This is a genomic window from Streptococcus sanguinis SK355, from assembly GCF_000212855.1.
In the GTDB taxonomy this organism is placed as follows: domain Bacteria; phylum Bacillota; class Bacilli; order Lactobacillales; family Streptococcaceae; genus Streptococcus; species Streptococcus sanguinis_A.
In genome coordinates this window covers 1,907,744-1,920,888 of record NZ_GL890993.1, presented here as the reverse complement: position 1 = coordinate 1,920,888, position 13,145 = coordinate 1,907,744, and the positions used below count along the sequence as shown (strand labels likewise).

Below are 13,145 nucleotides of genomic sequence, written 5' to 3'. Positions count from 1 at the left end.
ATTTTTATTTTAGTGAATAAAATCATCAAAGAAAACTTAGGAAGCATTTTTTGGGTTCTGATACTAGACAAGAGGCAGCAGCTTTTTTAGTAACTTAAGTCCTTGTTCTAACTCTTCTGTCGTATCTGGTGAACAGGTGGCTACACGAAGAGCTGATTGTTCTGCTCCTCCTACCAGAAAGCGTTCTGCGCATAAAATTTCCACACCGTTTTTATTGGCCAATTCTTCAAAGTCATACCCATTTATGTGTTCAGGCAAAGGCAACCATTGAAATAAAACATAAGGATTGGCAGCAGCAGAGTTTGGAAAATACTGACGGTACAAAGCATTGCGTTCTTTAGCTAAGGCTTTTTTTCTTTCAATAACCTCATCGGCTTTACCGCTGACAATTAGCTCGCTGACGATATTAGCATCAAGCAAGGGGATATGAGTATTAAGAGTGTCAGCAGTTTTTGTAAATTGAGGCTGCAAATGGCTAGGAACAACCATATACGCCACACGCAGACCAGCAAATAAAGACTTGGACAGTCCGTGGATATAGATTGTATGCTGGGGAATGAGCTGAACAAAAGGTGGTGTGTTTTTAGCATTTATAAAAGCATAAGTATCATCTTCTATCAGCAAAAGATGATTTTTAACAATAAGCTCTGCTAACTGTCTTCGGCGCTTCAAAGACAGGCTAACAGTGGTTGGATTATTAGAAGTAGGAACCAAATAAAGGGCCTTGAGTTTCTGCTGTTTGAGTGTTTTTACTAAATCTTGAATGAGTATTCCTTCTTTATCGCTTTTTAAAGGTACCAGTTCAATCTGAAATTGATTAGCAAGAGCTATAAAATTTGTATAGGTAAAAGTGTCTACTCCAATTTTATCGCCAGCTTTAAAGAGAGTCAAAAATGCGATGACTAAAGCGTTCTGGGTGCCATCGGTCAGCAAGATATTGTTGACAGAAGTTTGGACTTGAAATTTTTGTAGCCAGTTTTGAGCAGTCAATTTTTGCTTTTGCTCCTGTTCCGTTTGACTGGCATCAAATTCAAATAATTGATCAACTGATTGGCTCTGCATCAATTTTCTAGATACATCAGATACGATATGATTCAGTTGATAATAGGAGCATAAGACACTGAGGCGGATACAAGTCTCATCCTTTTTAAAGGATGATAAAGGAAGAGGAGGCTGAGATGAGACAAAAGTCCCCTTGCCGATTACAGCATGAATGAGCCCTTTTTGCATGCAAATTTTAAATGCTCTTGTAACAGTGCTTAAATTAATATCTAAAAAATCTGCCAATTCTCGCTGCGGTGGAAGCTGAGTTCCAAAAGACAAGCGTCCTGCCCTAATGTCTTGCTCTAAGAGTTGGGCTAAATGAAAATATAGGGGCGTTTTTAGTAAATTTCTGTCAGGTTTCCAAGTCATAGGGTAATTTTCAAATGAATTAATAGACATAGGCTCTCCTTAAATTGTCTGTCATACAATCTTATCGGTCCCCGTTAAAGAGTTTTCCTTTATAATAATTGTATGGATTGTATGCTTTATTATATCATTTTTAAAGGAGTTTAAAATGACTGACCTAACAAAGGGAGGTGAATTAAAAGCGCTTTTTGTTTTTGCCCTCCCTATTTTCTTAGGAAACTTATTTGAGCAGCTTTATAATATTACAGATACTGTTATCGTTGGTAATCTTTTGGGAGCTGAAGCCCTTGCTGCTGTTGGTTCTAGTACTCAAATATTAGCGTTGACAATATCAGTATCTACAGGGATGTCTATTGGTGCAAGTGTTATTATTTCCCAACTTTATGGCGCTAAAAGAAATCAAAATATGAAAGAAGTCGTTGACACAAATATTATTTTTATTAGTCTGTTTTCTTTCTTTTTAATGGTCTTAGGTCTACTTTACTCTCCTGTTCTTTTAGAACACTTGAATGTTCCAGCCAGCCTGCTATCTGATGCAGATGCGTATTTACAAACTATTTTGTTAGACGTCATTTTCATAAAATTTTTCACTTATGGTGTTGTTGGTGCCGCTCTGGCAACCGTACTTGCACAGGTCTTTTCCTTTATAGTCTGTTTGCGCTACATGTACAGATATTATCCTAAACTGGCTCCCAATCTTCTTCATTTAAAGTGGAAAGTCAGCGTTTTAAAGACTTCTTTAGCTATCGGGCTTCCTGCTATGTTACAGCAAATTTTTATCAGTTTAGGTTTTTTGGTTATCCAATTTTTAGTCAATGGCTTTGGAGCAAATGCGATTGCTGCTTATACTGCCGCTTCCAAAGTAGATGCTTTTGCAGAAATGCCTGCTATTAATTTAGGTCAGGCTCTTATGAATTTTACCGCTCAAAATAAAGGGGCAGGTGAACAAAAACGGATAGCAAAAGGAGGCAGGAGCGCCTTAATAATAACTTTGGGGATTTCGATTGCTATTTCTGGACTTATTTACAGTTTTGCTCCTCATTTTATTGCTATTTTTAATCGTCAGAAGGCAATTGTTCAGATTGGAGAAGGCTATCTACGAATTGTATCTATTTTTTACTTTGTTTTTGGTGCTATGCAGGTGCTAAATGGTCTATTATTGGGATATGGAAAATCCTTATTGCCATTGATTGCTTCTGTCACCACCTTTTGTCTGCTGCAGGTTCCGTTAGCTGTCTGCTTATCTCATACAAAACTAGGTTTTAACGGTATCTGGCTGGCAGCCCCTTTTGGCTGGTTTGCAGGCTTTTTAATGAGACTAATTTATTTTACTAATATTTCAAAACACATTGAGAGAAAGGAGTAGAAATGAAAGCAGTTTACATTTATGAGCAGGGAGACCCTTCAGTCATCCAAATTGGTGATTTGCCTGTCCCAGAGGTGATACCTAAAACAGTTCTCATCAAAGTTTTGGCAGTCTCGGTCAATTATGTTGATACCTTTATTCGCTCGGGACTTTATCAGACTCAATTGCCTCAACCTTATATTCTCGGTCGGGATGCTGTTGGCGAGGTGGTCAGCGTTGGTGATGACGTTAGCCAATTTGCCGCTGGTGATTTAGTCTGGACCAATAGTATGGGTTATGATAGCAGGCAGGGGGTCACTAGCGAATATGCTTTGATCCCGGCAGAAAGGCTTTTCTCAGTTCCTGAAGGAGCCGATCCAGTAAGACTAATTGGAGCTGTTCACTCTGCTGCGACTGCGGCCATCGTTTTGCAGGATATTATGCAGCTGGCAAGAGGTCAAACCTTATTAATTGAAGGGGCAGCAGGCCATGTAGGCAGCAAACTGCTTTGCCTTGCCCATGAAGCAGGTGCAAAGGTTGTTACGACCTCTAACTATCAGGATTTTTCAAAATTAGGCCAAATTGGGAGTTCTGCTTGTTTTGATTACCGTGATGATAAGCTTTTTCAAAAGCTGACGGAGCAATTTCCAGCTGGCTTTGATCATATTATTGACACTTCTGGGGAAATAGCTTTACAGACTAATATTGATTTGCTGGCTTTAAAGGGTGCCATAACCCTCATAACAACTCCTCGGGAGAGTACCTTTGATGCCCGACAATTCTATATGAACTGTCAGCAAATCAGAGGCTTTGTTATCAGCCAAGCCAACTTAAAACAATTGCAAATGGCAGGAAGACTTGTGAATAATGCCTTTAAAGAAGGCCGACTTTTAGAAGATGATACTGTTATTAAGACCTTTGATGAAGCAGCAGAGGCTCACCGATTACTGGATAATAAAAAAGAAAGGCGAAAAATTGTCTTAGTACCGTAAATAACGGAACACACCCTAAAAGATTGGGATTTAGAGATTTAGACCAAGCTTCTTGTCTGCAAGCAGCCGGCGTCACTTGCCTAAAATCCTAGTCGCTTTTTACGGGCTTTGTATCTTATATTAAGGAGGATTCTCATGAAAATTAATACACACGAACTTTGGTCAGGAGCTGATAAAAGCTCTGTCACTTATACAACCTATCTAGTGGAGGAAACGCCAGATATTAAGAATCATAATCCGCGTCCGGCTGTTATTATCTGCGGTGGGGGCGGTTTCTTTAAAGTAACAGATCGTGAAAAAGAGCCGGCAGCCCTTTATTTTCTTAATAAAGGCTTTCAAGCTATTACGCTTGATTATACAGTCGGCAAAGATAGTAGCTACCCAGCTCCCCTCTATGATTTAGCGAAAATGTTGCTGATAACAAGAGAGAAAGCGCAGCAGTGGAATATTGATCCAGATAAAATCATTTTTATTGGCTTTTCAGCAGGTGCTACCCACTGTGCCTCCCTAGCTAATCGCTGGAATGAGTCTATTTTGCAAGACTATTTTAACTATCCAAAGGAAAAAATAAGACCAACTTTAGTAGTTTTATCTTATCCCTTATTAGACTTTAACCATCAGTATGATAGTGTTGTGGCAGATCCAGATAATCAGCGGCCAACCAAGTTATCTCCCATGCCCAAACTAGACTTTCTAACTGGGGCCTTGAAAACAGTTGTGGGTAAAGAGTTAACCAGAGAAAATCTACAAGAACACAGTCCGATAGAACATATTTCTGCAGACACCGTTCCCACTTTCATTTGGGGCATGCAGAATGACGACTGCATCTATAACAATGCTCTCTTGGACTATGCTAAAAAACTAAAAGATAAGGCTGTTTTATACGAATTGCACATGTTTGCGATGGGGGAACACGGCTTATCTGTCATTAATCGAAATACACAGGCAGAATTTTCAGATTATGAAGAGTTAGCAATTTGGAAAAAATTATGCATGAACTTTATCAATCAGGTATTAGCTTTAAATTAAAGAATCAAAAAACGAGACTTTGATGTATTGTCAAAGTCTCGTTTTTAATGTCCTAAAAGAATAAAACGGATAAGCCAGAGCAGGCTGATGTGTATGGGATGAAAAGCGTAGAAGCCCCATTTAACCCAGAGTGGGGAGTAGCCGCGCCGGCCATTGTAAGCTTCCAACAGCGGAATGACCAACAGAAAGCCAAATTGGGCTAGAAAGCCGGCCCAGTTTTCAAGACTGGGATAAGACAGCAGCGCACTGTGCCATATATGAAAATGAAGGCAAGGAAGATACTGCCAACCTCGTCCTCATCATGAAAGTGAATAATCGTTAAAAAGAAAAAGCAGCCGCAAACGGGCTTCCTCAGGAATTCGCTTTGCCCTGCTTTTTTTATATTCTTATCGTTTTAAGACAGCCCCTTTAATCTCTTAATAAAGATTTTTTATTATATTTAAGTATGAATACAATGACATTTTATAAGAGCTGGTTAGGTTCCTGTTGATACTGTCAATAATTATGTGTAAACACTCTAGTAGAGTTATGGAGTGTTAATCAAATAAGCTTTCAAGTGTGTCAGAACATTGGCCAAACCCTTTATGGATTCGTTGACTTTGCTTGAAATTATAATCTTCAAACAAAGTAACTAAGTAACGTTCTAGAGCCTCCTCGTTAGGAAAAAGAACCTTCTTTTTCGTTTGACGTTTGATTTCTTTGTTGAGAGACTCAATGAGGTTTGTCGAATAAATGCTGTGCCAAATCTGGTAGGGAAACTGATAAAAAGTTAAAAGATTACCCGTATTCTCCAAACTTTCCATTATTTTCCTATACTTTGGCTTCCATTCAGCGATAAAGTCCTTCAAAGCTTGTACTACCATTTCTAAATTTTCAACGCGATAAATCGTTTTAAATTGCTCTAAAATAACCGCTCTATCTGCTCGTTTCACTTTACTAGCCAGATTTCGACTAATATGAATGAAGCAACGTTGTTGTTTAGCTAATGGGTAAGCCTGACTGATCATCTGCTCAAGCCCCTTGAAGCCATCGGTCACTACAAGAGAAACCTGTTGAACCCCTTGGTTTTGAAGATTGTCTAATAGGGTGGACCAAGAAGCATTGTTTTCATTTGGGGCTAGGAAGTTAAGCAATTCTGTGGTAAACTGTGTCATAGGAATAATTCTCTTTCTAGTAATGTTTCGCAACTCTACTATAACGGATTTATTAGTTTTTGTGTTTACACAACTTATTTTACACTACCAATGATGATTAAGGAATGGCTACAAGAGTTAAATCAATTTAAACTAGGAATTAATCCTTATAAACGTCCAACTGACGAAGTTATTAAACTAACTCAAGAAGATATATCTATTTATCAAGAAAAGAATATGCTAGCTACATATACAGCTGGTTATCCTCTTGAAGATTTTAAGGAGGAATATATTAACTTTGTCAACAGTCTGCTTCCAGTTTGGCATAGCAATTCTGGCTATCTTCAAATGGTTTGGGCGCTTTCTATTGGTCTTCTGTTAGAAATTGATGAAGAGATTTTTAATCAGCTAGTAGACTTGGTTAAAAAAGATGATCCAGAGGATTATTTGATTGATTACTTGATTCAATCACGTCATCCAGATTGGAAGATTCATATAAACTATAATTTTCCAAGACCTTATGGCTTTACTCGAAAAATTATTGAAGAAGAGAATGCTGAACAGGCTCTCAAACTGCTCAAAGAATATGTAATTAAGAAATGGTATCCAGGACATAGGGATACAGGTTGGTATGATTTGCATAAGCGGAATATTGATAATTATTATGGTTATTGGTCCTTTGAGTCAGGTGCCCTCTGCAAGCTCAAGGGGTTGGATTATAGGGAATTGGAAGGTGTTCAGTATTTCCTGTATGATTTGGTTGCTGAAGGCGCAGAAGTCTAGGGTATTTTATTTTAACTAAAAATAAACGAATTTAAATGGGTGTTTGTATGACAACAGAAATTCAGCAATACAAAAATTGTACGATATTAAAAAACAACAATGATTATCAGATTCTGTGGAGTAGAGGGAAACAAGTGCTTAACTTTCCCATTAGCCAAGAATTAGCAGAACGTGTTTCAAAATCAGAAAAAGATTCTTTAGAAGTCATGTTTTATTGTGAACATCATCGTTTGCCAAAGGCAGATGAGTTAGATGATTATAATTATTCAGATACGATTGTACATAGAGGCGATGGATTTGTTGTATATGAGACAGATGGTTATTACGAAATTAGCTTCTTTAAAGAAATTGTAGGAGCCATGGGTCCAGAAGTTTGCTATCCCATTACTAAGGAACTGATGGATAAAGCATTTGAATCTTCTAGGGGAGCATATGAGGTGATGATTTATGCCGAAACAGAGCACTGGTCTTTAAATAATTAGTAGATTGGTATCAAATAGTGAAGGTGATGGAATGGAAACAATTTATTTAAGCAAAAAAGATATGTTGGAAATCTGTCAAGATGGGGATAAGTATTTCTTGCGTTATCCAACTTTTAATATAACCATGCCAGAAGTGGTGAAAGAAATCCCCAAAGAAGCGGCCGACAGCTATATGTCGGGAGAACATACTGGTAAAGAGTTGATGAATTATGCAGATTATGGTTTTTGGAAATCTAAAAAACAATATACACAAGAAGAGTCGAATAAAATTTTTATACAAAATAATCCTGACTTAATTTTCAATGATTTATCTTATAACCAAAAAATATTTTCTCCTGAAGAATTTACCCAAATCGTCACCAAAGCCATTGTTTCAGAACTAAAACCAACTGAACTTGACGCCATTGGTACAGTTGATAATCATTTGGAGCTTCTTCTAGTGGATCCAGTTGACTGGCAGGAAGAAATAGAGGCAGTCCATCTGGAAATTCTGCAGGAAAAAATTAACAATTATATCTACTTCCTCGAAAGCAAGCAATATGTAAAACGATATGGCGATAGCTTTGACAAGAAAGTCATCCATATCACCTTCCAGTATTCTCCATCTGACAACGGTCTAGCCTTTCTCGCCGCTGTTCAGAAGACATTGCAGAATACAGATATGAGTTTGAAGATAGAATTACCAGAGTGAGAAAAAACCACAGAAATCCTTCGTGAATTTCTGTGGTTTCGTTTTTAATCTTGGTAGGAAACAATGCCGATGATGGTATCGACAGCGCGTTCCATGGTTTCTAGGCTGACATATTCAAAGCGGCCGTGCATGTTCTCGCCGCCTGCAAAGAGGTTAGGTGTCGGGATACCCATAAAGGAAATTTTAGAGCCGTCAGTTCCGCCGCGGATAGGCTCGATAATAGGCTGGATGTCCAGACTTTCCATGACTGCTTTGGCGATATGGATAGGTGTCATATCCTTTTCAATGACCTGTTTCATGTTGTAATACTGGTCTTTGAGGGTCAAGATAACACGCTCGCTGCCCAGATCTTGGTTCATCTTTTCAGCAATAGCCTGCATAGCAGCTTTGCGATTTTCAAAAGCTTCTGTCTCAAAGTCGCGGACAATGTAGCTTGCTTGTGCTTCTTCGACAGTACCGGTCAGGTTCATCAGGTGGTAGAAGCCTTGGTAGCCCTCGGTCTTCTCTGGTCGGTCGGCTTCTGGCAGCTGGTTGTGGAAGTCAATAGCAAGCTGGAGAGCATTGACCATCTGGTCTTTAGCAGTTCCCGGATGGACATTGCGGCCTTGGAAGGTTAGTTCTGCTCCAGCAGCACTAAAGGTTTCGTACTGGAGTTCTCCTAGAGGGCCGCCATCTACTGTGTAGGCAAAGTCCACATCGAAGTCTTCAGCGTCAAACTTATCAGCCCCGATACCGATTTCTTCATCTGAACCGAAGCCAACTCGGATTTCTCCGTGCTTGATTTCTGGATGGACAGACAGGTATTCGATAGCCGTCATGATTTCAGCAATACCTGACTTGTCATCTGCTCCCAAAAGGGTGGTTCCGTCAGTCGTAATCAGGGTTTGGCCCTTGTATTTATAGAGACTGGCAAAGTCTGCAGGATCTAGGTTAAAGCCGGATTGCCCCAGCAGAATCACACCGCCGTCATAATTCTCAATGACCTGTGGCTGGATGTTTTCTGCGTTGAAGTCTGCTGTATCCATGTGGGAAATAAAGCCAATCTTGCGGGTAAAGCTAGGGTCATTGGCTGGCAGAGTTCCAATCGCAAAGCCGTTGGGCAGGTAGTAGACATTTTCCAAGCCAACCCGCTTCATCTCGGGGATGAGGACATTATTAGCAAAATCTACCTGACTCTGGGTGCTGGGTGTAGTAGTAGATGTCTCGTCTGAGCGCGTGTTGACCTTGACATAAGTCAGGAAACGCTCTAAAAGATTAGGATATTTCATAAATGCTCCTTTTTCATTTCATTTAAGTCTATTTTAGCATATTCAGAAGAGAGTGAGAAATGTTTTTCGTCCCTTGAAGGCAAAAGCAAAATCTAGCAATTAGTTTTATATCTTGTCAAAATCTGGTAAACTATATTTATGCAAATGGAAAAAACAATCAGCAAAGCTGTGATTTTGGGTGCTTCGGGAGGTATAGGTCGTCAGCTGGCTAGAGAACTGGCTCAAAGGACAGACCAGCTTGTTTTGGTTGGCAGAGATGAAGCTAAGCTCACTCAGTTGCAAGAGGACTTGTCTGGAGTTAGAGCTAAGCTTTCCTGCAGAGTTTTGGATTTGCTGGATGCGGCTGCAGTAGATGATTTTGCTCGGCAGCTAGAGGCAGATCTACTGATTAATTGCTGCGGTCTGGCTAATTTTGGTCTAGCGCTATCTCTTTCGGAAGCAGATGAAAAGGCTCTCTGGCGGGTCAATTACCAAGCGCCGATTCGACTGATGAAGCAGGTTGCGGAGCTCAATCGCAAGATAAGATTTGTCCAACTTTCTTCTTTAGCTACTCTTTGTCCCCATCCTTATCTGTCAGCTTACAGCGCCAGCAAGGCCGCTTTGCAGACTTACTGTCTAGCCTTGCAAGAAGAGCTGCACCTTAAAGGCTCTGAGATGACGGTTTGTCTTTACGTTTTAGGACCGGTTCGGACTGCCATCTTTCCTCCAGAGTTACAGAATGCTTTAGGTGGAAGTCAGTTGCAAATGAGTCCGGAGATAGCGGCACGGCGCATCATTAGACTTCTTCAGCAAGGCCGTTCTTATGCTATAGTGGGCAAGAGATATCGACTACTGGTTTGGCTCATGCAGCTACTTCCGCAAAGATGGATTATCCGTTTGATTGGCGCTTATCTACGAAAGGGGCTTTGATCATGAAACTTATTTTTTCCTGCTGGCTGCTGCCTACCTGCTTCTCTTTGTCTTGCGTTGGCTCTTGTCTTTGGCTTATTTGAAAAAAGGGCAGAGCTCTTCATCGGACTTTCAAGAGGAGCTTTATACGGTGGTTCAGCCCATCCTATCTGGTGACCCTCGTTTGGAAAATGACTTACTAGCCAATCTCCAGCAGACAGAAGCAGTTGAGTTTTACTGGCTGATTGATCAGTCTGACCCAGAGGCTCTGCGAGTGGCTGATAAGATTTGTCAGAATCCTTCTTATGCCCAGCGCATTCGCGTTTTTCTCATGGAGGATGTACCTCAGGGGATCAATCCTAAGAGTTATAAGATTGAGCAGATTATAGATGAGCTGACCCGGCCTTATCTGATTGTTCTCGACGACGACAGCGTCATTGATTTTTCAAAAATGGGGGAGTTGACAGATTATCTAGGTGAGAATGTTATTTTGACCGGCATTCCCTACAATCAAGAGCGAAGTAATTTCTGGTCTAAGCTGGTGGCAGCTTTTGTCAATGGGAATTCTTTCATTACTTATTTTACCATGGCAGAAGTCAAAGCCAATCACTCGATTAATGGAATGTTCTACATCCTGCCACTTGAACTAGCTAGAGAGCAGAAGCTCTTCAGTGCTATCAAAGACTACCTATGTGATGATTTGGCTGTAGCGGATTTTCTGCGCAGCAAGGGAGTGGAGATTATCCAGACGCGGGTGACTTGTAATGTTCGGACAACTATCAAGGATGCCAAGCAATATTTGCTGCAGATGAAGCGTTGGCTGCTTTTTAGCTCCATCTATCTGAAGGAACACTTGGACTGGAAAGTTATTATTTTAATTGCTCTGCCTAGTTTCCTGCCCCTTCCTGCCTTGATCATTAGTTTCTTTCTTGGCTGGCCTTTTGTGCTGCTGGCTTTGCTTTTGCTCTTGGTCAAGGCGGTTTGGATGCTGGCTTATCGTCGTCACATTCTATCCGGTCGACCGCATCTGGATGAGGTGTTTTACGAGGTACTGAATGACCTTGTCTTGCCTTGGCTTTTCCTCTATGTCTTGCTTAGTCCGCCTCTGATTAACTGGCGGGGAAGGAAGATTAGAGTGACAGATGGGAAAATCCGCTATGAGTAAGATGAAGCAGTACTTGGATAAGTTGGATACTCTGTCGCCAGACCAAACCATGTTGAAATCAAGCAAGGTCTTGCTTTTTCTCAGTGGCAGCAGTCATTTGGAGAGCGCTAGTCTGACTGCAGGACAGCTTGAGTTTCTTGAACAGATTTGTCCATCAGATTTCTCAGCGGTAGCTAGTAATTTTCCCTTTAATCAGAGATTTGAGCATGAGCGACAAACCCAAGTTTCCTTGTTGACAGCATCCATTTCCAATATCCGTTACTATTGGCATACTCTCTGCAATCTTCGCTTTCAGGAGGCTTTACAGCATCACTTGTCTCCTTTACTGGATGCTGAGGAGGCTGTCATTATCTGCAAAAGCTCGGGACTCAATATGCTGACCCAGTGGCTAGAGGGCTTGGGTGAGGAAAATCTGCCGTACAGACTGAGAGTGATTGCGCTGGGGCCTGTTTCACGGAGGATTCTAAATCGCAAGGATATTGACTTGCTGGTCATCAAGGGCAGGAAGGATATTTACAGCAGATTTTTAGATGGCCATCCAGCTGATGTGATGGTGGATAGCAACCATTTTGATTATGAATACAGGGAAGATGTGAAAGGATTAGTTTATGACTGGATTAGAAAAAGTGATAAAGATTGATGTGATTAGTGTGCCATTTAGTGGGCATTTGCTGCCTACTTTGACCTTAGTCAAGCCTCTGCTAGCGGATCCGCGTTTTCAGATTCGGGTTATCACTGGCTGTCAAAAGAAAGAGTTAGTAGAGGAAATCGGTTTTGACTGTCTGGCTCTCTTTCCAGAAAGACCGACAGTGATGGAGGACATCGCCAACACCCCGCAACAAAGCAATCCCCTGATTACCTATCAGCAGTTTCGAGCCAATTCTAGACTAATTCCAGAAGTTATAGACGAATTAAATCGAATTTGGAAAGAGGGCGGCAAACCGGATTTGGTCATAGCGGACTTTGTTGCTTCGCCAGCGAGCCTGATTTCTGATCGCTTTGGCATTCCCTGGATAACAACGATTCCGAGTCCGGTTGCTATTGAGTGCCGGACGACAACTCCGACCTATTTGGGAGGATGGAAACCTCATCAGGGTGTCTTGTACAAATTCAGAGATGCCTTAGGCAGGCAAGCTATTCGTTGTGGAAAGAAAATGGCCTTTGCTTTAGTCCGGAAGAGTTTGGGAGACTATCAAGATTTTAAACTCTATCGGGAAGATGGTACAGAAGCTATTTATTCGCCATACTCTATCTTGGCTTTGGGCATGAAAGAGCTGGAGTTTCGAGATGATTTTCCTAAGCAGCTTCGCTGGGTTGGTTACAAATGCCTGTCCTTTGATCGCCTGCCTGTAGCTCATGAGTCTTATTTTGAGACCGAAAAGAAGCGGGTTTTAGTGACTTGCGGTACGCATTTGAAATGGGAGAAGGAGCGTATGGTGGAGCGGGCGAAAAAGCTAAGCCAACTCTACCCAGATTATCTCTTTTATGTCACCTTGGGTGAAGCTAGTGGCTTGGGAAATGCTCCGAAGAGACTTGCTGAAAACCTGCTGCTCTTTGATTATCTGCCCTATACAGATATTTTGGACAAGATAGATTTTGCCATTCACCACGCAGGGACGGGTATCATGATGGCCTGTATTGAGTACGAGATTCCCAGTCTCATTTTGCCGCAGGATTATGACCAGTTTGACAATGCCGTTCGTGCTGAGCTGGCTCAGGTGGGGTTGGTTTCTCGCAGAAAGAATGATGCAGAAGTGCTGCGGCTTTTTAAAGAATTGACGAATCGCGCGGACTGGTCTCAGTTGAAAACTCTTGCCCAGCAAAGCAAAGAATATCAGCCTACAGAGATTCTCTATCAAGAGCTAGGGCGGCTGCTTAAGGTTGATTTATAACTGGAAAACTCAACAAACCATTAAAGCATACCTCCAATATTAAAATATCTGAATTATTAAATTTCCC

12 protein-coding genes and 1 pseudogene are annotated in these 13,145 nt (G+C 41.0%); 10 read left to right on the top strand and 3 right to left on the bottom strand.

Going from position 1 to position 13,145, the window contains the following annotated elements; all coding sequences use genetic code 11:
- Positions 1-63: 63 nt before the first annotated feature.
- Positions 64-1,443: a PLP-dependent aminotransferase family protein gene (locus HMPREF9389_RS02170; protein ID WP_002930724.1), complete on the bottom strand. Its 1,380-nt coding sequence runs from the start codon at positions 1,441-1,443 to the stop codon at positions 64-66.
- An 88-nt stretch (positions 1,444-1,531) separates the two neighbouring features.
- On the opposite strand from HMPREF9389_RS02170, the gene HMPREF9389_RS02175 reads away from it, so the two are divergent.
- The 3 genes from HMPREF9389_RS02175 (at position 1,532) to HMPREF9389_RS02185 (ending at position 4,776) form a co-directional block, all read left to right on the top strand.
- Positions 1,532-2,776, top strand: coding sequence for an MATE family efflux transporter (locus tag HMPREF9389_RS02175; protein WP_268687550.1), 1,245 nt, complete (start codon positions 1,532-1,534; stop codon positions 2,774-2,776).
- 2 nt (positions 2,777-2,778) lie between these two features.
- A complete protein-coding gene (locus tag HMPREF9389_RS02180) occupies positions 2,779-3,747 on the top strand; it encodes an NADPH:quinone reductase (protein ID WP_002924420.1) in 969 nt (322 codons plus the stop codon).
- Between the two features lie 135 nt (positions 3,748-3,882).
- Positions 3,883-4,776: an alpha/beta hydrolase gene (locus tag HMPREF9389_RS02185; protein ID WP_002924421.1), complete on the top strand. Its 894-nt coding sequence runs from the start codon at positions 3,883-3,885 to the stop codon at positions 4,774-4,776.
- Between the two features lie 536 nt (positions 4,777-5,312).
- Here HMPREF9389_RS02185 and HMPREF9389_RS02190 read toward each other — a convergent pair.
- Positions 5,313-5,897 (bottom strand): annotated as a pseudogene (locus HMPREF9389_RS02190) (IS256 family transposase); the annotation flags it as partial.
- Between the two features lie 123 nt (positions 5,898-6,020).
- Between HMPREF9389_RS02190 and HMPREF9389_RS02195 the strand changes: the two are divergent.
- From HMPREF9389_RS02195 to HMPREF9389_RS02205, 3 genes are read left to right on the top strand one after another with little or no spacing between them, the layout of a single operon-like run.
- Positions 6,021-6,692, top strand: a complete 672-nt coding sequence (locus tag HMPREF9389_RS02195; RefSeq protein ID WP_002930721.1) for a PoNe immunity protein domain-containing protein — start codon at positions 6,021-6,023, stop codon at positions 6,690-6,692.
- A gap of 47 nt (positions 6,693-6,739) precedes the next feature.
- A complete protein-coding gene (locus HMPREF9389_RS02200) occupies positions 6,740-7,174 on the top strand; it encodes a hypothetical protein (RefSeq protein WP_032906735.1) in 435 nt (144 codons plus the stop codon).
- Between the two features lie 31 nt (positions 7,175-7,205).
- Positions 7,206-7,865, top strand: a complete 660-nt coding sequence (locus HMPREF9389_RS02205) for a DUF6572 domain-containing protein (protein ID WP_002930719.1) — start codon at positions 7,206-7,208, stop codon at positions 7,863-7,865.
- A gap of 44 nt (positions 7,866-7,909) precedes the next feature.
- Here HMPREF9389_RS02205 and pepT read toward each other — a convergent pair whose 3' ends face one another.
- A complete protein-coding gene (gene pepT / locus HMPREF9389_RS02210) occupies positions 7,910-9,133 on the bottom strand; it encodes a peptidase T (RefSeq protein WP_002930718.1) in 1,224 nt (407 codons plus the stop codon).
- Between the two features lie 138 nt (positions 9,134-9,271).
- Here pepT and HMPREF9389_RS02215 point away from each other — a divergent pair, with 138 nt between their 5' ends.
- From HMPREF9389_RS02215 to HMPREF9389_RS02230, 4 genes are read left to right on the top strand one after another with little or no spacing between them, the layout of a single operon-like run.
- Positions 9,272-10,042, top strand: a complete 771-nt coding sequence (locus tag HMPREF9389_RS02215; protein WP_002930717.1) for an SDR family NAD(P)-dependent oxidoreductase — start codon at positions 9,272-9,274, stop codon at positions 10,040-10,042.
- Positions 10,014-11,186, top strand: coding sequence for a glycosyltransferase (locus HMPREF9389_RS02220; protein WP_002930716.1), 1,173 nt, complete (start codon positions 10,014-10,016; stop codon positions 11,184-11,186). The genes HMPREF9389_RS02215 and HMPREF9389_RS02220 overlap by 29 nt, the downstream gene beginning before the upstream one ends.
- Entirely contained in the window at positions 11,179-11,826 is a 648-nt protein-coding gene (locus HMPREF9389_RS02225; RefSeq protein ID WP_002930715.1) for a hypothetical protein, read from the top strand. Before HMPREF9389_RS02220 ends, HMPREF9389_RS02225 begins: the two co-directional genes overlap by 8 nt.
- On the top strand, positions 11,795-13,078 hold the full coding sequence (locus HMPREF9389_RS02230; RefSeq protein WP_002930714.1) for a glycosyltransferase: 1,284 nt from the start codon (positions 11,795-11,797) through the stop codon (positions 13,076-13,078). The genes HMPREF9389_RS02225 and HMPREF9389_RS02230 overlap by 32 nt, the downstream gene beginning before the upstream one ends.
- Positions 13,079-13,145 lie beyond the last annotated feature (67 nt).

What these genes read in the sequence shown, in the direction of transcription:
- HMPREF9389_RS02170 (WP_002930724.1), bottom strand. Translation starts at nt 1,443, where the DNA reads ATGTCTATTAATTCATTTGAAAATTACCCTATGACTTGGAAACCTGAC.
- HMPREF9389_RS02180 (WP_002924420.1), top strand. Translation starts at nt 2,779, where the DNA reads ATGAAAGCAGTTTACATTTATGAGCAGGGAGACCCTTCAGTCATCCAA.
- HMPREF9389_RS02185 (WP_002924421.1), top strand. Translation starts at nt 3,883, where the DNA reads ATGAAAATTAATACACACGAACTTTGGTCAGGAGCTGATAAAAGCTCT.
- HMPREF9389_RS02195 (WP_002930721.1), top strand. Translation starts at nt 6,021, where the DNA reads ATGATGATTAAGGAATGGCTACAAGAGTTAAATCAATTTAAACTAGGA.
- HMPREF9389_RS02200 (WP_032906735.1), top strand. Translation starts at nt 6,740, where the DNA reads ATGACAACAGAAATTCAGCAATACAAAAATTGTACGATATTAAAAAAC.
- HMPREF9389_RS02205 (WP_002930719.1), top strand. Translation starts at nt 7,206, where the DNA reads ATGGAAACAATTTATTTAAGCAAAAAAGATATGTTGGAAATCTGTCAA.
- pepT (WP_002930718.1), bottom strand. Translation starts at nt 9,133, where the DNA reads ATGAAATATCCTAATCTTTTAGAGCGTTTCCTGACTTATGTCAAGGTC.
- HMPREF9389_RS02215 (WP_002930717.1), top strand. Translation starts at nt 9,272, where the DNA reads ATGCAAATGGAAAAAACAATCAGCAAAGCTGTGATTTTGGGTGCTTCG.
- HMPREF9389_RS02225 (WP_002930715.1), top strand. Translation starts at nt 11,179, where the DNA reads ATGAGTAAGATGAAGCAGTACTTGGATAAGTTGGATACTCTGTCGCCA.
- HMPREF9389_RS02230 (WP_002930714.1), top strand. Translation starts at nt 11,795, where the DNA reads ATGACTGGATTAGAAAAAGTGATAAAGATTGATGTGATTAGTGTGCCA.